At 63.4% G+C, this 18,731-nt stretch carries 19 protein-coding genes; 10 read left to right on the top strand and 9 right to left on the bottom strand.

From position 1 onward, the window contains the following. Nucleotides 1-141 precede the first annotated feature (141 nt). The 4 genes from EN990_RS22830 (at nt 142) to EN990_RS22815 (ending at nt 4,648) form a co-directional block, all read left to right on the top strand. Nucleotides 142-1,047 carry a branched-chain amino acid ABC transporter permease gene (locus EN990_RS22830; RefSeq protein WP_064992905.1) on the top strand — a complete coding sequence of 302 codons (906 nt, stop codon included), beginning with the start codon at nt 142-144 and terminating at the stop codon, nt 1,045-1,047. 188 nt (nt 1,048-1,235) lie between these two features. After that, entirely contained in the window at nt 1,236-1,820 is a 585-nt protein-coding gene (locus EN990_RS22825) for a TRAP transporter small permease subunit (RefSeq protein ID WP_013528212.1), read from the top strand. After that, on the top strand, nt 1,817-3,601 hold the full coding sequence (locus EN990_RS22820; protein WP_174299056.1) for a TRAP transporter large permease subunit: 1,785 nt from the start codon (nt 1,817-1,819) through the stop codon (nt 3,599-3,601). Before EN990_RS22825 ends, EN990_RS22820 begins: the two co-directional genes overlap by 4 nt. A gap of 18 nt (nt 3,602-3,619) precedes the next feature. Continuing rightward, nucleotides 3,620-4,648, top strand: coding sequence for a zinc-dependent alcohol dehydrogenase family protein (locus EN990_RS22815; RefSeq protein WP_164753632.1), 1,029 nt, complete (start codon nt 3,620-3,622; stop codon nt 4,646-4,648). A gap of 85 nt (nt 4,649-4,733) precedes the next feature. Here the strand turns inward: EN990_RS22815 and EN990_RS22810 are convergent, their stop codons facing one another. Further along, nucleotides 4,734-5,843, bottom strand: coding sequence for a TRAP transporter substrate-binding protein (locus EN990_RS22810; RefSeq protein ID WP_013528215.1), 1,110 nt, complete (start codon nt 5,841-5,843; stop codon nt 4,734-4,736). A gap of 263 nt (nt 5,844-6,106) precedes the next feature. On the opposite strand from EN990_RS22810, the gene EN990_RS22805 reads away from it, so the two are divergent. After that, complete coding sequence (locus EN990_RS22805) at nt 6,107-6,880, top strand: gamma-glutamyl-gamma-aminobutyrate hydrolase family protein (RefSeq protein ID WP_027164201.1); 774 nt, start codon at nt 6,107-6,109, stop codon at nt 6,878-6,880. On the opposite strand, the gene EN990_RS22800 is transcribed toward EN990_RS22805, so the two are convergent. The 5 genes from EN990_RS22800 to EN990_RS22780 all read right to left on the bottom strand — a co-directional run bounded on the left by EN990_RS22800 (nt 6,881) and on the right by EN990_RS22780 (nt 10,938). Then, nucleotides 6,881-7,285, bottom strand: coding sequence for a hypothetical protein (locus EN990_RS22800; protein WP_164766146.1), 405 nt, complete (start codon nt 7,283-7,285; stop codon nt 6,881-6,883). Between the two features lie 82 nt (nt 7,286-7,367). Further along, nucleotides 7,368-8,351 carry a 2-hydroxyacid dehydrogenase gene (locus EN990_RS22795; RefSeq protein ID WP_127369338.1) on the bottom strand — a complete coding sequence of 328 codons (984 nt, stop codon included), beginning with the start codon at nt 8,349-8,351 and terminating at the stop codon, nt 7,368-7,370. After that, a complete protein-coding gene (locus EN990_RS22790; RefSeq protein WP_127259551.1) occupies nt 8,348-9,370 on the bottom strand; it encodes a LacI family DNA-binding transcriptional regulator in 1,023 nt (340 codons plus the stop codon). Before EN990_RS22790 ends, EN990_RS22795 begins: the two co-directional genes overlap by 4 nt. Nucleotides 9,371-9,447: 77 nt before the next feature. Beyond that, the gene (locus tag EN990_RS22785) at nt 9,448-10,332 is read right to left on the bottom strand and encodes a DMT family transporter (RefSeq protein ID WP_063173523.1); all 885 of its coding nucleotides are present in this window, start codon (nt 10,330-10,332) and stop codon (nt 9,448-9,450) included. A gap of 198 nt (nt 10,333-10,530) precedes the next feature. Further along, on the bottom strand, nt 10,531-10,938 hold the full coding sequence (locus EN990_RS22780; RefSeq protein WP_024501919.1) for a DUF2000 family protein: 408 nt from the start codon (nt 10,936-10,938) through the stop codon (nt 10,531-10,533). Nucleotides 10,939-10,987: 49 nt separating this feature from the next. On the opposite strand from EN990_RS22780, the gene EN990_RS22775 reads away from it, so the two are divergent. Next, nucleotides 10,988-11,857, top strand: coding sequence for an AraC family transcriptional regulator (locus EN990_RS22775; RefSeq protein WP_127365919.1), 870 nt, complete (start codon nt 10,988-10,990; stop codon nt 11,855-11,857). 24 nt (nt 11,858-11,881) lie between these two features. Here EN990_RS22775 and EN990_RS22770 read toward each other — a convergent pair whose 3' ends face one another. Beyond that, nucleotides 11,882-12,352, bottom strand: coding sequence for a MarR family winged helix-turn-helix transcriptional regulator (locus tag EN990_RS22770; protein WP_127369179.1), 471 nt, complete (start codon nt 12,350-12,352; stop codon nt 11,882-11,884). Between the two features lie 211 nt (nt 12,353-12,563). After that, a complete protein-coding gene (locus EN990_RS22765) occupies nt 12,564-13,310 on the bottom strand; it encodes an intradiol ring-cleavage dioxygenase (protein WP_127369178.1) in 747 nt (248 codons plus the stop codon). Between the two features lie 199 nt (nt 13,311-13,509). Between EN990_RS22765 and EN990_RS22760 the strand changes: the two genes are divergently transcribed. After that, a complete protein-coding gene (locus EN990_RS22760; protein WP_127369177.1) occupies nt 13,510-14,565 on the top strand; it encodes a GTP-binding protein in 1,056 nt (351 codons plus the stop codon). Nucleotides 14,566-14,818: 253 nt separating this feature from the next. Next, a complete protein-coding gene (locus EN990_RS22755; RefSeq protein WP_127369176.1) occupies nt 14,819-15,793 on the top strand; it encodes a WD40 repeat domain-containing protein in 975 nt (324 codons plus the stop codon). A 6-nt stretch (nt 15,794-15,799) separates the two neighbouring features. Here EN990_RS22755 and EN990_RS22750 read toward each other — a convergent pair whose 3' ends face one another. Beyond that, nucleotides 15,800-16,252 (bottom strand): hypothetical protein, encoded by a 453-nt coding sequence (locus tag EN990_RS22750; protein WP_127369175.1) that lies wholly within the window; start codon nt 16,250-16,252, stop codon nt 15,800-15,802. Nucleotides 16,253-16,407: 155 nt separating this feature from the next. Here EN990_RS22750 and EN990_RS22745 point away from each other — a divergent pair, with 155 nt between their 5' ends. Continuing rightward, nucleotides 16,408-17,787, top strand: coding sequence for an aspartate aminotransferase family protein (locus tag EN990_RS22745; protein ID WP_127369174.1), 1,380 nt, complete (start codon nt 16,408-16,410; stop codon nt 17,785-17,787). Nucleotides 17,788-17,798: 11 nt separating this feature from the next. Then, the coding region (locus EN990_RS22740) for a glutamine synthetase family protein (protein WP_206526353.1) at nt 17,799-18,731 on the top strand (933 nt) is incomplete at its 3' end.

The following is an 18,731-nucleotide window of genomic DNA, read 5'->3' as shown; positions in this document are numbered from 1 at the left end:
AATCTAACCGATAAATCGTATTTGACAAGTTAGATTCAGCGATGCAACCTCACTCCGGATGCGGTGGTCTCCGCAGCCTTTTGAGCATGCTGTTGGCCAGGACCGCTTCGCACTTTTGGGCGGCATGCTTCGAGGTTTTGCATGCTCTATTTCTTCCAGCAGGTGCTGAACGGGCTGCATTCGGGCGCGCTGTATGCGTTGCTCGCCTTTGGCTATGTGCTGACCAACGGCATCCTGCACCGCACCAATCTCGCCTATGGCGCGTTGTTCGCCTTTTGCGGCCAGACCATGATCCTGACCGCGGCCTTCGGCTATCAGGTGCTGTGGCTGACGCTGCTGGCGGCGGTGGCGCTCGGCGTCGTCGCTGCGTTCCTCTATGCCGCGCTGATCAGCCACGTGCTGTCGCGCAGTGTCTTCGAACCGTTGGCCGACCGCACGCCCAATGCAATCGTGGTGACGACTCTCGGCATCCTGCTGCTGCTGTCCGAAGCGAGCCGCATCGCCGCCGACACGCATGATCTGTGGCTGCCGCCGATGCTGGCGGAGCCCATCGTTTTCGCGCAGGGCGCGACCTTCAAGGCAACGCTGACGCTCATCCAGCTTATCGACTGCGCCGTGGTGGTGGCGGCAATCGCGCTGGCAAGCTGGGCTTTTGCCCGGTCGAGCTTCGGACGGTGCTGGCGCGCCGTCTCCGACGACCCCAAGGCTGCCGCGATGTGCGGCGTCGACGTACGCGCGGTGTTCCGGCACGCGGTGCTGTTCGGCGGCTTCTGCGCCGCGCTGGCCGGCGTCATGGCCGGGCTCTATTACGGCAATGTCAGCTTCGGGTCGGGCCTCGTCTACGGACTGAAGATCCTGTTCGTGACGGCGGTCGGCGGCTATCTCTCGCCACCGCGCGCGGCGCTCGGCGCGGCCGTCTTCGGCATGGCCGAATCGCTGTGGGCCGGCTATTTCCCGGTCGAGTGGCGCGACGCGTGGATGTACCTGTTCCTGGTCACGACGCTGATCCTGATCGGCGCCGGCCGCGACACCGGCAAAATCGCCTGAAAACGTCAGACTTTGGTTGCATGACGCGAGGGCAGATCGCCGGTATTGGGCACTGTCTGCCATGCGATGATATTCGCTGCCTCTATCCTTGTTGACCCGTCAGTCCACGCGCGGCATACCGTTGGACCACGTGGCGTGACGGACAAAAAGGGGGAAGCCGGCACGCCTCCGGTACAAGGGAGGAATGCATGGCAGGGCTTCTCGCTCTATCCAGGACTATTGATCGCGCCAACGAGTTCATCGGCAAATGGATATCGTGGCTGATCCTGCTGGCGATCCTGGTGAGCGCCGCCAACGCCATTATCCGCAAGGTGTTCGACATATCGTCGAACGCTTGGCTCGAGCTGCAATGGTATCTGTTCGGCGCCGCCTTCATGCTGGCCGCCGCCTATACGCTGAAGCAGAACGAACATATCCGCATCGACGTCGTCTACGGCCTGTTTCCACGCCGCGTGCAGCACTGGATCGACCTTTTCGGGCATGTCTTTTTTCTGATGCCGTTCGTGACGCTGATGGTGATCTATTTCGTTCCTTATGTGTCGCTGTCGTTTCGCAGCGGCGAGATGTCCAACAATTCCGGCGGCCTGATCATCTGGCCCGCCAAGGCCATCCTGCTCGTCGGGTTTTTCCTGCTGGCGCTGCAGGGCATCTCCGAGATCATCAAGAAGATCGCCATCATGCGCGGAGACATGGACGACCCCAATCCCTTCATATCGGTGCATGAGCAGGCCGAACTCGAAGCCAAGGCGCTGGCCGACGAGGTGCGTTCGTGATGGAGTTCATCGCGCAGAACATGGCGCCGATCATGTTCGCTTCGCTGATCATCTTCCTGCTGATCGGCTACCCCGTCGCTTTTTCCTTGGCCGCCAACGGCTTGATGTTCTTCTTCATCGGTGTGCTGCTGTCTCCCTATTCCGGAGGATCGATCAACCTCGCCTGGCCGCTCCTGCACGCATTGCCGGATAATTTCTACGGCAGCCGGGTGATGTCGAACGACACGCTGCTGGCCATCCCGTTCTTCACCTTCATGGGCATCGTGCTCGAGCGATCGGGCATGGCCGAAGACCTGCTCGACACGATCGGCCAACTGTTCGGGCCAATCCGCGGCGGCCTCGCCTATGCGGTGATCTTCGTCGGCGCGCTTTTGGCGGCGACCACCGGCGTGGTGGCGGCTTCCGTCATCGCCATGGGCCTGATCTCGCTGCCGATCATGCTGCGCTATGGCTATGACCGCCGGCTCGCATCCGGTGTCATTGCCGCCTCCGGCACGCTTGCCCAGATCATCCCGCCGTCGCTGGTGCTGATCGTGCTTGCCGACCAGCTCGGCCGCTCGGTCGGCGATATGTACGCGGGCGCGTTGATCCCGGGCCTCGTGCTCACCGGCCTCTATATGTCCTATATCCTGATCATGTCGATCATCCGGCCGAACTCGATGCCGGCGCTGCCGCTCGAGGCCCGTACACTTGGCCATGGCGTGATGTCGCTGCTGGTGGCTTTGCTGGTCACATCGGCGGTTTCCTACGCGGCATATCGTTATCTGGCGCCGGCGCATGGCGACAATGCCGACATTCTTGGCGCGACTGCCGGGGTGCTGTTCATCTACATCGTCGCCATTGCCGACAAGCGCCTGAACTTCAACATGATGTCCAGGCTCGCGCAGCAGGTGATCATCGTGCTGATCCCGCCACTGGCGCTGATCTTCCTGGTGCTGGGCACCATCTTCCTGGGCATCGCCACGCCGACCGAAGGCGGCGCCATGGGCTCGGTCGGCGCCTTGTTCATGGCGGCGGCCAAGGGGCGCTTGTCGCTTGACGTCGTTAAGCAGGCACTGGCCTCGACGACAAGGCTGTCGTCCTTCGTGCTGTTCATCCTGATCGGCGCACGGGTGTTCTCGCTGACCTTCTACGGCGTCAACGGCCACATCTGGGTCGAGCACCTTTTGACGTCGCTGCCGGGCGGCGAGGTCGGCTTCCTGATCGGCGTCAACATGCTCGTCTTCTTCCTCGCCTTCTTCCTCGATTTCTTCGAACTGGCGTTCATCATCGTACCGCTGCTGGCGCCCGCCGCCGACAAGCTCGGTATCGACCTGATCTGGTTCGGCGTGCTCCTGGGCGTCAACATGCAGACCAGCTTCATGCACCCGCCCTTCGGCTTCGCGCTGTTCTATCTGCGTTCGGTGGCCGCGCGCGTGCCCTATCTCGATCGTCTCACCGGCAAACAAATCGCGCCGGTGACGACCGGCCAGATCTATTGGGGCGCGGTGCCCTTTGTCTGCATCCAGGTGATCATGATCGGGCTGACCATCGCCTTCCCGCAAATGGTGATGCACTACAAGGGAACGACCGTCGATCCGGGCACCATCGACTACAAGGTACCGGAGGTGCCCGGCCTGTCGCCGCTGGGCACGCCGCCGGCGGATGGAGCGGCGCCCGCTGGTGGCGCCACGGCGCCGGCCGCTCCTGACCTTTCGCAACCGCCCAGTTTCGGCGATCCGACACCGGCAAAGCCGGCAGCGCCACAGCCCGACCTGTCGCAACCGCCAAGCTTCAACTGAACCGGCATGGTCAAGACCATGAAAGCGGTGCGGCTGGAAGCAGTGGGCGACATCACGCTGCGCGACGTCGACATGCCTGACATCGGTGCGGATGAGCTACTGGTGCGCATCGAAGCCTGCGGCGTCTGCGGCACGGACCGGCATCTGTTTCACGGTGAATTTCCTTGCACGCCACCGGTGACGCCCGGCCATGAGTTTTCCGGCATCGTCGAGGCGATCGGAACATCGGTCTCGGGTTTTGCCATCGGCGATCGTGTTACCGGCGACCCCAACATAGCCTGCGGGCGCTGCGCGCACTGTCACGCGGGACAAGTCAATCTCTGCACCAATCTGTGCGCGATCGGCATTCATCGCGACGGCGGCTTTGCCGACTATCTTGCCTTGCCGCAGAAACAGGCTTTCGTGCTGCCTGCAGGCCTGAACCCCCTGCACGGTGCCTTCTGCGAGCCGCTCGGCTGTTGCCTGCACGGCGTCGACCTTGCCGGTATCAAACCGGGCAGCTCGGTGGTCGTGCTTGGCGGCGGCGTGATCGGCCTGCTCACCGTGCAGCTGGCAAGACTGGCGGGAGCCACGACCATCATTCTGTCGACCAGGCAGGCTTCGCGGCGCGCCCTCGCCGAGGACCTCGGCGCGACAGCGACGATCGATCCGACAGCCACCGATGTCATCGATGCGATCGCCGGACCGGCCGGTCTGGCGCCAGGTGGCGTCGACGTCGTCTTCGAATGCGCCGGCGTGCGAGAGACCGTCGAGCAGTCCATGCGGCTGGCCCGAGCCGGCGGCACGGTCGTCACTGTCGGCGTGACGCCGCAAGGCATGAAAGCGGAATTCGAGCCGTTCGACCTGTTGTTCCGGGAACTGAAGGTGCTCGGTTCCTTCCTCAATCCCTACACCCATCGCCGCGCCGCCGAACTCATCGCTTCCGGTGCGGTCGAGATCGACAGGCTGATCTCCAGGCCGGTGTCGCTTGAAGAAGCGCCAGCGGTGATCGCCAATCCGCCGGCGCCCGGCGAGGTCAAGGTTCTGGTGGTGCCGCGCCGCGGCTGAACCGCCGGCTTCGCCTCCCGGCATATACAGAAAAGCTCCCTGAGCGGGGTCCGCCCAGAGAGCTTTTGAGCAGAAGTCCGGCCGGCTACAGCTTGCCGTTGCGCTGCTGGACCATCATGAAGGTGTCGTAATTGTATTCGGCCACCTGTGCCCAGAGATAATGCTCCTTGCGGAAGCCCTTGATCGATTCCCAGATCTTCTTGAACGGGGCGTTGGAGGCTTCCATTTCGGTATAGACCTCGTTGGCCTTTTCGAAGCAGGCGGCCATGATCTCCTGGCTGAACGGGCGCAGTTTCGCGCCGCCGGCCACCAGCCGCTTCACCGCCGCAGGGTTCAGATAATCGTATTTCTGCAGCATGTTGGCGTCGGCCGCCTGCGCGGCAGTGTGCAGCAGCGACTTGTACGTCGGCGAAAGCTCTTCGTACTTCGCCTTGTTGAACATCAGGTGGACGGTCGGGCCGCCCTCCCACCAGCCGGGATAGTAATAATAGGGCGCCACCTTGTAGAAGCCGAGCTTCTCGTCGTCATAGGGGCCCACCCATTCGGCCGCGTCGATGGTGCCTTTTTCCAACGCCGGATAGATGTCGCCGCCGGCGATCTGCTGCGGCACGACGCCGAGTTTCTGCACCACCTTGCCGGCAAAACCGCCGATTCGCATCTTGAGGCCGGAAAGGTCGGCCACCGTGTTGATTTCCTTTCGGAACCAGCCACCCATCTGCACGCCGGTGTTGCCGCCCGGCAGGCCGAAAAGACCCTGCGTGGCGAGAAACTCGTTGAACAGGTCGATGCCGCCGCCATGGTAATGCCAGGCATTCATGCCGCGTGCGTTGAGCGAAAAGGGAACCGCCGCACCGAGCGCCCATGTCGGGTCCTTGCCCCAGTAATAATATGCCACCGTATGGCAGGCCTCGACCGTGCCGGCTGTGGTGGCGTCGGCGGCCTGCAGGCCAGGTACCAGCTCACCGGCAGCAAAAACCTGGATCTGGAAATTGCCGTCGGTGGCTTCCGACAGCATCTTCGAGAACACCTCGGCGCCGCCATAGATGGTGTCGAGCGACTTCGGGAAGGACGACGCCAGCCGCCATGTCACCTTGGGATTGGACTGGGCGATTGCAGGCGCCGCCAGCGTGGCCGCCGCCGCCGCGGCACCGACGCCGGTGACACCGGCCTTGCGAATGAATGAACGACGATCCATGAAGTTCCTCCCTTTTGGATCAACAGGCCGACGTCAGAAAATCCTCGGTTTCCGTGTCGGTTCGTTCGAGACAATACACAGGCAAGAAGTCGAGTCCAGCAGGCCGGCCCGATTTGACGGCGAAGCCCGGCTGCACTGCAACTATAGTCTAACAGGCCGTTTCGTGGCCCATGCGACACGCCGAAACTTGGCATGGAAAAATAACGTGGGATCGCCTATTTTGAAGGCAGGTATCCCTTGCCCCGATGGAACATAGAGCCAAAATGCATCAGCCGCTCGTCGCCATATCGACCGACGTCCGTCAGTTCGACAACTACACCTGGCATGCCGCCCCACAACAATATCTGGAAGCGGCGATCGCCGGCGCCGGCGTGTTCCCGGTGCTGGTGCCATCGTTCGGCGACCGGCTCGATTTCGACGAACTCCTGTCGTCGGTCGACGGCGTCATGGTCACCGGCTCGAAATCCAATGTGCATCCCTCGCTTTATGGCGGCGACGCCAGTGAAGCCAATGGCCCCTATGATCCGGCGCGCGACGCCACGACGCTGCCGCTGATCCGCCGGGCGATCGAACGCGGCGTGCCACTGCTCGCCATCTGCCGCGGCATCCAGGAACTGAACGTGGCGTTGGGCGGCACGCTCGGCACCGAGATCCAGGAGCGCGAGGGTTCGCTCGATCACCGCGCGCCGGTGAGCGAGAAGCAGGACGAACGCTTCGCCATCCACCAGACCATTTCGATCAAACCTGACAGTTGCCTGGCCGGTGTGTTCGGTGCCGGCGACATCAAGGTCAATTCGTTGCACCGCCAGGCGATCGACCGGCTCGGCTCGAAGCTGCAGGTCGAGGCCGTCGCCACCGACGGCACGGTCGAGGCGGTTTCGGTGCGGGACGCCCGCGCCTTCGCCGTCGGCGTGCAATGGCACCCGGAATACTGGGTCAAGTCGGACAGCAATTCGGTGAAAATATTCCGTGCCTTCGGCGATGCGGTTCGGCTGCACGCCGCAGCGAAGGCGGGCGCGCGGGCCGCAGCGGAATAATCACTCGCCGGATTTTTTATCACGGGTGGCCGCCAGCGACAGCAGCGGCAGCGCCGGGGCATAGGATTCGTAGCCGTCGCCATCGGCAGCCACGAAGGTGACGATTGGATCGGTGCCATTGGCGCTGAAGGCAACGGTGCCATCGTTTTGCTCGCGCCAGAACTTCGCCTGTTCTATGCCCGGCAAGAGCCGACGGCATTTGGGAGCAACGGTGAGCAACGACAAACCGTCCGAAATTTCGGCTCCGCGGCTGACTGCACAGACCGCCTCATCGCCATTGGCGACCAGCCTGTAGCTGTTGGACGGGGCGGCCTCGTTGGCTACGCTTTCCCGGCTGCCGCCATGAAACAGCTGAATGCCACCAAACAGCGCTGCGGCAGCGATCAATGCGGAAAGTGCTTTCATCATTCTTCATCCACGTACACGGACAGGTTGAACAATGATTCCAAAGGGTTAAGCTGACGTTAATAAATGTGGCAGCCACCGATCAGTTTCTAGCCTTCACATGCGCCGTCTCGGGCACCGGCGTCAGCGGCCGGCGCTCGGTGAACCAGGACACCAGATTGTCGACGCACAGATCCGCCATGGCGCGGCGTGTATGGTCCGAGGCCGAGCCGACATGCGGCAGCAGCGAGGTGTTGGGCGCGTCGAGCAGCGCCTTGGGCACGTTCGGTTCGTCGGCAAAGACATCGAGGCCGGCAGCGGCGATGGTGCCGTTGGCAAGGGCTGCCGCAAGCGCTGCCTCATCGACCGTGCTGCCACGGCCGATGTTGACGAAGACGCCGTTGGCGCCAAGCGCCGACAGTATCTCGGCATTGACCGCCTTCTCCGTCGAGGCGCCCCCCGGCGCGACCGAAATCAGCGTATCCACGGCTTCGGCAAGCCCTTTCAGGGTCGCATGATAGTGGTAGGAAAGACCTTCGACACGGCGCCGGTTGTGGTAGGCGACCGGCAAGCCAAAGGCTTCCAGACGCCGGGCAATGGCCTGCCCGATGCGGCCCATGCCGAAAATACCCACACTGCGCCCGCGCAAGGTCAGCCGGCTCAGCGGATAGTTGCCCTTGCGCACCCAGCTGCCGTCGCGCAGCCAGGTCTCGGCGCGCGGCAGGTCGCGGATGGTGTTGATCAACAGCCCGATCGTGGTGTCGGCGACCTCCTCGGTCAACACGTCGGGCGTGTTGGTGACCATGATGTTTTTCGCCGCCGCATGACCGACATCGACCGAATCATAGCCGACGCCGAAGGAAGCGATGAGTTCGAGGTTGGGCAATGCATCCATCATCGCCGCGTTGATGCCGGCGAACGAAGCGACGCCGCGCACATCACTGCGCATCTCGTCGGTGACGAGCGCCGGATCGGCGCGTTCAATTCTGACACGCCTGAACGTGCGGTTGATGCGGTCGACCGCGTGGTCGTTGAAATCGCCCGGCACCAGGATGGCGACGGTCTGCAACTGTTCGGCCTTGGTCATGCACGCTCCACCGGCTTGCCGGTCGACTGACGCACATGCAGTTCCGGCTTGATCAATTCCTGCGAGGGTCGCACCGTCTGCCCGTTGAGCTTGTCGAGCAGCGCGCTGGCGGCGCGGCGGCCAACCTCGCGCTGGCCGTTCCAGACTGTGGTCAGCGCCGGCGTCGCGATCGCCGCCTCTTCGAGGTCGTCATAGCCGGTGACCGAGATGTCGACGCCCGGCACCAGGCCGGCGCGGGCAATGCCGTTCATCAGACCGATGGCGACGAGGTCGTTCCAGCAGCAGGCTGCCGTCGGTCTGTCCTTCAGCGCCAGGAACTGTCCGGCGGCCTCGAAGCCGGCCTGCTTGGTGCGCGGCCCGGCGATGCGCCAGGACGGCCTGACTTCCAGCCCGGCCGCCTCCATCGCGTTGACATAGCCTTGGTAGCGGTCACGGCCGGTCGAGGTCTGGTCGGTGCCGCCGATCATGGCAATGCGCTTGTGGCCGAGCGAGATCAGGTGGTTGGTGGCGAGGCCTGTTCCATAAGAGTCGTCGCCGCGAAAGACCGGCACGTCGGCACCCTCGACGGTGCGCGCGATCAGCACAGCCGGCAGGCCGTTCTCCTCGGCCATCACGATGTCGGAAGCCGGCGTGCCGATCGCCGGCGACATGATGACGCCGTCGGCGCCGAGTTGCAAAAGCGTATCGATGAAAGTGCGCTGCTTTTCGAGCTGATCATAGTGGTTGGACAGGATGAAGGTTTGCCGGCTGCGGTCGAGCTCGCTTTCGATCGAGCGCAGGATCTCGGCGAAGAACGGGTTCATGATGTCGTGCACGACGACGCCGACAATGCCGGAACGCGAGGTGCGCAGGCTGGCGGCGCGTCGGTTGTAGATATAGCCGATGGCGCGGGCATGTTCCTTGATGCGGTCACGGGTGGTCCCGGCAACAAGAGGGCTGTCGCGCAGCGCCAGCGAGACCGTGGCCGTGGACACGCCGAGCGCATCCGCGATCGTCGAAAGCTTGATTTTTTGTGCCAGCGACGTGTGCTCCCCGGACCTGACTTTCCAGACCTAAACTGTTTAAAGGCGGCGTTATGCCACCGATCGGGGGCAAATCAAAGTTTTTTTGCCAACGCCTCGGCCTCGACGTCCGAGGCCGCGCGGCTCCGCAGCCGAAGCCTATGCTCGCGATGGACGATGTAGAGGCCGCTGGCGACGATGATGGCGGCGCCGACCAGCGTCCAGCGGTCGGGAAACTGCTTGAAGACGATCCATCCGGAAATGATCATCCACACCATCTGCGAATAGGGATAGGGCGCCAAAGCCGTAGTCGTCGCCAGCCGGTAGGCCTGGACGAGCAGCCAGTGACCGACGCCGCCGAACACGCCGAGCATCAGCAGCACGAACCAGTGCCAGCCGTCATGCGGCAGGGAAAACGAAAACGGCAGCAGGGGCAACAGCAGCAGCGCCGGCGCCAGCGCCGAAAACAGGATGAGGCTCTCCGATGTCTCGGTCGCCGACATGCGGCGCGTCATGATGACGTAGAAGCAGTTCGACAGCATCGAGCCGAGCGCGAAGAGATGTCCGATGCCGAACACGCCGACGCCCGGTCGGGTGATGATGAGGACGCCGGCAAAGGCCGCCAGGATGGCCAGCCAGCGCCGCCAGCCCGCCCACTCGCCAAGCAGCGGACCGGCCAGCGCCGTGATCACCATCGGCCCAAAGAAATAGATCGAGGTTGTCTCGGCCAGTTGCAGGGATTTGAGCGCCAGGACATTGAATATGGTCGATCCGAACAGGAAAGCCCCGCGCAGGATATGCGCAGGCAGGTTGACCGGGCGAAACCGCATGGGTTGGCGCCAGCCGCGCAACAGGGTGCCGACCAGGATGACATGCACGGCAAAGCGCACCCAGGCAACGACCAGCACGGAAATGCCGGCGAGGACGAGGTATTTGCTTGATGTGTCGAGGAAGGTGAAGCAGACGTAAGTGGAAAGCATGCACAGGATCGCCACCGGGGGCGTCGCGCTTTCTACATGTCTTTGGGGAGCACTCACTTGCAGGCCGGGTGGGAGCTGGGCTGGACCCACCTTTGCGGGAATTGCCGGCTCCCGGCAAGCCAATTGTCGGCTGTCGCCACGCCAAAGCCGGCTGGCACAACAAGTGTCGGCGGCAGGCTTAGTCGATGCCTTTGAAAGCTACGGGTGCATACGGGCGCCCTTGGTGATCTTATCGACCAGCTTCTTGTCGGCGCGAAGCGCGATCCCGACCACCTTGGCGTCTTCAGGCGCAAATTCGGCGAAGACGGCCCGGTTGGCCGCGTCAAAGCCGGTCGAAAACATCTCCTCGACATAGAGCGAGGTGGTCACGCCGCGCTCCAATGTGCGCCGGTGGATCGTGCCCAGCGTGGCCTGGTCGGCGGACAAAACGATGACCGGCTGGATCGACAGCGGGTTGTAGAGATTGCCGGCGCGGTCGCGATAGGGTTCGCCGATGATGTCGCGAAACTGGGCGACAATGCCGCTGGTCAGGAAGGCCGTGACGTTGAGTTTCTGCCAGACCGGCAGATCTTCCCTGAGCACGATTGCAAATTTCGTATCGAACATGAGACATTGGCCATTCGGTTTGTGCCCCAATGCGAGGCTTACGGAGACGATGTCGCACGATCTAGACAGCCAGGCCTTCGAGGGTCTTGGACGTTTGTGCATCGATGCGGCGGAAAACCGTATTATCTCCGGTCCCGATCCCGCAGGCATGGAGCGGATCGAGGCACGCTTCCATGGCAGCGCGTTCGACCTGCATCGCCACGACACCTATGCGATCGGGGTAACGCTGCACGGTGTGCAGACGTTTCGCTATCTTGGTGCTGCGCGTCACAGCCTTCCAGGCCAGATCATCGTGCTACACCCCGACGAACTGCATGACGGCGGCGCCGGCACCGAGGACGGCCTGCGCTACCGAATGCTCTATTTGGAGCCGTCGCTGATGCTCGACTGCCTTGGCGGCGCTTCGCTGCCTTTTGTGAGGGATGGCGTGGTGACGGACGCGGCCTTTTGCGCAACGCTGCTTTCGGCGCTGGGGCCGCTGGAGCAGGAACTCGACGACCTGTTCGTCGACGACTTCCTGGTCCAACTGATGCAAAGCCTGACCCGGCATGGCGGCCAGCCGGCAAAGCCGATGACCCGGACGGCGTGGCGGGCGGCTGCACTGGCGCGCGACTATCTCACGGAAAACCTGACCCGGCCGGTGCGCTCCGGCGAACTGGAAGCGATAACCGGGCTCGACCGCTATGCCTTGTCACGGCATTTCCGCGCGGCGTTCTCGACCAGTCCGCATCGCTTCCTGGTGATGCGCCGGCTTCAGCGTGCGCGGCGGATGATCGCCGCCGGCGAACCGTTGGCGCAGATCGCAGTCGAAGCCGGCTTCAGCGACCAGAGCCATTTCATCAGGCACTTCAAGAAGGCGTTCGGCATGACACCGGGACGCTGGTCGTCGCTGATCCAGGGCTCTGCCGCGGCGGCTTGATCGCCTGCCGCGACAATCCGCCGGTCAGTCGTCCGACTCGGCGTCGTCGTCGATGAGCACCAGTTCCTCGTTCGAGAGGTTGGCCTCGATGCGGGCAAGCAGTTTGAACAGCGACTTCTGGTCCTTCTTGTCGAGGCCCTTCAGCGCCTGCTTTTCGGTCTTCTTCACCGATTTCTCGATGGCGTGGATGATGTCGCGGCCTGTATCGGTGAGGAAGATGTGGGCCTGGCGGGCATCGGCTTCAGAAGTGCGCTTCTCCAGGAAACCCTGGGCCTGCAGCCGGTTGATGGTCTTGGTGATCGTCGGCGGGCGCACGCCGAGACGTCCGGCAAGATTGCCCGGCGTCTGGCCGTCCTCACGGTCGAGCGCCAGCATGATCTGGTCCTGGCCGGCATAGAAGCCGTGCGCCAGAAGCCGGGCAGCCAGCGCCGTCCTTGCCAGCCTTGCCGCGGAATGCAGCCGGCTCATTGTCGCAGTCTTGTCCGCCTTGGCCATGGTCTTCCCTCTTCGGCCGTACCGGTGCGGGCAGCATAGAGGCAGCCGGCCGGTTGGCAATCGACGATCAAAAAGATTCCGGCGCTTCAAACAGCTTTGCCGGCAAGCATTGTGGTGTCCGCCGTGCTAATGCCAGATGTTTATTTCAGTTAGATGACAAACGAATTCGTGACCGGAGTTTTCGCCGCTGACAAGGTGCGTGAGGGAACGCTCAGCCGGGCTTCACCGCCACGATCATCAGCGCCTGATAGGCATCCTCCAACTCGCGCAGCGCAGCCTGCGATTGCGGTCCTGCCCGCCTGGCGATGCCGTCATCGGCGTTTGAAGTGTCGCGCTTGCCGGGCCGGTCATTGTAGGGCGCGACAGAGGTGAAGATCTGCTCGCTGAGGCTGTCGGGGAAGAACAACTGGCCGGTCATCACCGACCTGTCGTCGGGGAAGACCTTGAAATGGATGTGGGTGGTGCGGCCGCGATACCAGCCGGGATAGATCGTGGCGAAGGAGACGATGCCGCTTGCATCGGTTTTCTGCCAACCACGCAGGAAGGTCTGGCCCGATGTGTCGACGTCGCGGCCGTCACCCTGTCCGGGATAGCCGGAATAGGCGCCCTGCGCGTCGCAATGCCAGATATCGACGCGGGCGCCGGCAAGTGGGCGGCAGTCCACGTCGACAACCTGCAGCCGGACGTCAAGGGCAATACCTTTCTTGCCTTCGGTGACATCGGCACGTTCGAGTTTCGGGTCGAAATAGAACGGTCCCTCGGTCACTTCAGGCGTAATGGTGCAGACACCGGCGCCGTTTTCGAACAAGGCCAGTCCGGCATAGGGTGAAGCCTGGGCAGCCGAAGATTGAGCGGCCATTGCCGAGGCCGGCAGGAAGGCACCACCTCCGGCGGTGACCGCGATCAACCCGAGCGCCTGGCGCCGGCTCAATGAGAAGGAGGATGGCTTGCCGGACATATCTTGCCTCTCAAATTGATCTTCCGCATCCCGAGCTAGGCAATCACAGCGGCTTTCGCCAGCCAAAATCCGGTATTGTAGCAAGCCGGTTTGGCCCATCGGTTTGCCCCGTGCAAAAGCCCGGCACACATCCTATATGGAACCGACAATCCCTTTTGAGGGCCGGATCTTTCGCGGCCCAGCACTTTCGAGGCAAGCCATGAGCGACGCACAGACGCAAATCCCCGTAACCGTTCTCACCGGCTATCTCGGCGCCGGCAAGACGACGCTGCTCAACCGCATCCTGTCGGAAAACCACGGCAAGCGCTACGCCGTCATCGTCAACGAGTTCGGTGAAATCGGCATCGACAACGATCTGATCGTGGAATCCGACGAGGAAATCTACGAGATGAACAATGGTTGTGTCTGCTGCACGGTGCGCGGCGACCTGATCCGTGTCGTCGAGGGCCTGATGCGCCGCCCCGGCCGCTTCGACGCCATCGTCGTCGAGACCACCGGGCTCGCCGATCCGGTGCCGGTGGCGCAGACCTTCTTCATGGACGACGATGTGCGCTCCAAGACCAGGCTTGACGCGGTGGTGGCGCTGGTCGACGCCAAGCACCTGCCGTTGCGGCTCAAGGATTCCAGGGAAGCCGAGGACCAGATCGCCTTCGCCGACGTCGTCGTGCTCAACAAGACCGACCTCGTCACGTCAGAAGAAGTCGCCAAGGTCGAGGCAACGATCCGCGCCATCAATCCGGCGGCAAAGATCCATCGTACCACCCGCGCCGGCGTCGACCTGACCGAAGTACTCGACCGCGGCGCTTTCGATCTGTCCCGGGCACTGGAAAACGATCCGCACTTCCTCGAGGCGCATGACGATCACGATCATCATGACCACGACGGCCACGATCACCACCACCATGATCATGACGGGCACGACCACCACCATCACGCGCATGCTTCGGACATTCATGACGTGACGGTGCAATCGGTGTCGCTGCGCGGCGGCGAGATGGATCCGAAGAAATTCTTCCCCTGGATCGAGAAGATCACCCAGATGGAAGGCCCCAACATCCTGCGGCTGAAAGGCATCATCGCGCTCAAGGGCGACGACGAGCGCTATGTCATCCAGGGCGTGCACATGATCATCGAAGGCGACCATCAGCGCGCCTGGAAAGACGGCGAAAAGCACGAGAGCCGGCTGGTGTTCATCGGCAGGGAACTCGACGCCGAGCGGCTGAAGAAGAGTTTTGACGCCTGCCAGGCGGCTTGATTTCCAAGCCTTATAACGCTAGCGCTGCCCCTTCTGTCCTTCTCCCCTTGTGGGAGAAGGTGGCCGTGCGAAGCTCGGTCGGATGAGGGGTGCTCCAGCTGGGCACCGACGGCGATCCGTCCAACACCCCTCAACCGTCTCGGCGCTGCGCGCCGATCCACCTTCTCCCACAAGGGGAGAAGGTTGGCGCCACACCTGGCCGCGCTGGCGACTTCCCGGGGATGGCAACAAACTTCATTGGAATGGTTCCCTGATGCCCACAGTCGCCCCCCTAGACCTCGAAGGCCATTGCATCGCCGCCGTCTTTCTCGGCGACGTGCCGCATTTCGCGATGGCCGACGGCGCCATCCATCGGCTCGACCATGGCCACAAGACGGTTCAGGCCAATGACGGGCTGCTCGCCGCCTTCCATGATGCGGCCAATGACCGGCTGATCACCGGCGGCGAGGACGGCAAGGTGTTTGCCGTGAAAACGGGCGGCGAGGCCACGGAATTGGCAAGCGCGGCCAGGAAGTGGATCACCAGCGTTGCCGCCGGGTCGCAAGGCGCCATCGCCTATGCCTCAGGCAAGACTGCCTTCGTGCGCTTCGCCGACGGCAAGACCAGGGAATTCGTCCATCCGCGTTCGGTGGAGGGGCTGGCCTTCTCGCCCAAGGGCATGCGCTTCGGCGTCGCCCGCTACAATGGCGCGACGCTGCATTTCCCGGCCGCCGAGGGCAAGCCCGTGGAACTCGAATGGGCCGGCGCCCATACCGGCATCACCTTCTCGCCGGATGGCGCCTTCCTCGTCACCACCATGCAAGAAAACGCATTGCACGGCTGGAAGCTCGCCGACGGCAAGCACATGCGCATGACCGGCTATCCCGGCAAGGTCAAAAGCCTGTCGTGGAGCGTGAAGGGCAAGTGGCTGGCGAGTTCCGGCGCGCCGGCGGCGATCGTCTGGCCGTTTTCCGGCAAGGACGGGCCGATGGGCAAGGCACCGCTGGAACTCGGCACGCGCGGCAACGCCATGGTGACGGCTGTCGCCTGTCACCCGAGCCAGGATGTCGTCGCCGTCGGCTATGATGACGGCATGGTGATGGCGGTGCGTTTTGCCGACGCCAAGGAAGTGCTGTTGCGGCGGCCGGGCAAGGGCGCCATCACCTCGATGATGTGGGACAAGGAAGAACGCCGCGTCGCCTTCGGCAGCGCGGCAGGCGACTGCGGCGTCATCGACATCACGGCCTGACCCCGCTCACTCCGCTCCGCACGACACTTTGCCGCTGATTTCAACCGGTTTGCCGTCCTGGTCCGTATCCGCCGCGGCGTCGTAGATGAAGAGCGTATAGCTCCCGTCGTAGACGCCTTCGTCGCTGGTCCTGGTCAGGATCGTCAGTTCGACCGAGTTGATCTTTTGCGCGGCCTCGTGCTCACGATAGATGTTCAGCCGCAATTCCTTGCCGTCGAGCCAGTACTGCGTCAGGTTGGAATCCTCAAACACGGTCTTGCGCAGGCTGTCGCTGGCAGGCCGGCTCAGAATTTCGAGGTTGCCGCGAAAGTTGAAGGTCGGCCCGCCCATGCCTCTGGTGACGCCGGCCTCGACCTCGAATGTCGCCGCCGTGTCGTCGGTGGAGCACCAGATGCCGCCCGACGCGAAGGCCGCGCTCGCCAACGACAGGTGCATCGCCACACAGATGACCGTCCTCATTACCCCTCCCCCCTCAATTTCCGCTCATATTGGCGCCGACTTCGGCAGCACGGTCAAGCGCCGCCGCCAAAGGCTGAGCCAACGCAGGACAGATGCGCGGCCAATTGCGGATGCAGACACGGATTGGCTAAGAGGAATCGACCAGAGGGGTTTTCATGCACAGCGATATGTCCAAGACGTCCATCGGCGGCATCGGCCGCGACCGCATTGCCGATCTGCGCGAGACCGAGGGGGCAGCCTTCCGCAAGGCGCGGCCGCAATCTCAGGCGAAGGTCGGCAACGGCCTGCCCGGCTTCTTCGGCGGCGTGCCGATGCACTGGATGAACGACTGGCCGACGCCGTTCCCGATCCTGGTCGACAGCGCCAAGGGCGCCACGATCACCGACATCGACGGAAACAAGCTCGACGATTTCTGCCTTGGCGACACCGGCTCGATGTTCGGCCATTCGCCGCCGCCGGTGGCGCGCGCCATCCGCCGCCAGGCCGGACGTGGCCTGACCTATATGCTGCCTTCGGAAGATGCGCTCGCCATCGGGCCGCTGCTGCAGCAGCGCTTCGGCCTGCCGTTCTGGCAGATCGCGACGACGGCGACCGACGCCAACCGCTTTGCGCTGCGCGTCGCCCGAGCCGTCACCGGCCGGGAGAAGATCCTTGTCTTCAACGGCTGCTACCATGGCTCGGTCGACGAGACGATGGTGCGGCTGATCGACGGCAAGCCCGTCAACCGGCCGGGATTGGCGGGGGAATTCCGCGACCTGACCCGTACGGCCAAGGTCATCGAGTTCAACGATATCTCAGCACTCGAAGCCGCGCTTGGGGATAAGGACGTCGCCTGCGTCATCGCCGAACCGGTGCTGACCAACTCCTGCATGGTGCTTGCCGATCCGGGCTACCATGACGCCCTGCGCAAACTGACACGCCAAGCCGGCACACTGCTTCTGATCGACGAGACGCACACGATCTCGACCGGCCCCGGCGGCTACACGAGGAAATATGGTCTCGACCCGGACTTCTTCGTCCTGGGCAAGCCGATCGCCGGCGGCGTGCCGGCCAGTGTCTGGGGCATGAGCGACGACGTCGCCTCGCGCTACGCGGACTACAACAGGACCAAGGAGCCGGGCTATTCCGGCATGGGCACGACGCTCTCGGCCAACCCGCTGCAGTTCGCAGCGATGCGCGCCGCGCTTGAAGAGGTAATGACGCCGGAAAATTATGACCGCATGGATCACCTGGCGCGGCGGCTCGATGCCGGGTTGACCGGCGTGATCGATCGCTATCGCCTGCCCTGGCATGTTTCCCGTGTCGGCGCCCGCGTCGAGTTCATCTGCGCGCCCGGTCCGCTGCGCAATGGCGCCGAGGCGGAAGTGGCGCATGCGCCGGAACTGGAGGCCGCCATCCATGTCGCGCTGGTCAATCGCGGCGTGCTGATCGCACCCTTCCACAACATGATGCTGATCTCGCCGGCGACCACTGCGACCCAGGTTAACCGGCTGATCACCGCCTTCGGCGCGGTTGCGGCAAAGCTTGCGGCATGAGACAAGCGGCGATGGACCATCCCAATGCCATAATGACCTCACCTTCGGGCTCGACATCCGCCGAGGCGCAAGCCTTTCTCGACGCCCATCCCGAGATCGAAGCCTTCGATATCGTGCTGACCGACGCCAATGGCGTCGGCCGCGGCAAGATCGTGCGCCGGCATGAGCTGAAGAGCATCTTCGAGGGCGGCCGCCATATGCCGATCTCGATCCTGGGCCTCGACATCACCGGCGAGGATGTGCACGAGACCGGGTTGATTTGGACGACCGGCGACGGCGATCTCAGGGCATGGCCGATCCCCGGTACGCTGGTGCCGCTCTACGGCACGAGCCCGCCGCGTGGCCAGCTGCTGATGGCGATGTACATGCTCGACGGCCGGCCGATGTCGTCGGATCCGCGGCTGGCGTTGGCTCGGCAAGTCGACATCCTGGCGGCCAAGGGCCTCTATCCGGCCGGCGCCTTCGAACTTGAATTCTTCCTGCTGGCCAATGAGCGCGATGCCGACGGCAAGGTGCAGCCGGCGCGCGCCGTGCTCGACGGCCGCGTCTCGGGCAAGACGGAAGTCTATTCCGTCGACCATCTGCACGGCATGGAGCCGCTGTTCTCCGACATCTATGCCGCAGCCAAGGCGCAAGGCATTCCGGCCGAGACGGTCATTTCCGAATATGCGCCCGGCCAGTACGAATTGACGCTGAACTACCGCAAGGATGTGATGCGGGCGGCCGACGACCTGGTCATGCTTAAGCGGCTGGTGCGGGCGCAGGCGCGCCGCCACGGCGTCACCGCCTGCTTCATGGCCAAGCCGATCGAGAAATACGCCGGCTCGGGCATGCATTTCCATGTTTCGCTGCAGGACAGAGCCGGCCGAAACGTCTTTGCCGAAGCCGGCGGCGAGAGCTGGTCGCTGCCGCTGCTGCAAGGGCTCGGCGGCCTCATCCAGACC

It is taken from the genome of Mesorhizobium sp. M7A.F.Ca.US.005.03.1.1, assembly GCF_003997975.1.
In the GTDB taxonomy this organism is placed as follows: Bacteria; Pseudomonadota; Alphaproteobacteria; order Rhizobiales; family Rhizobiaceae; genus Mesorhizobium; species Mesorhizobium ciceri.
Note: the sequence above shows the minus strand (reverse complement) of the source record. Positions and strands in the feature narration are given on the sequence as shown.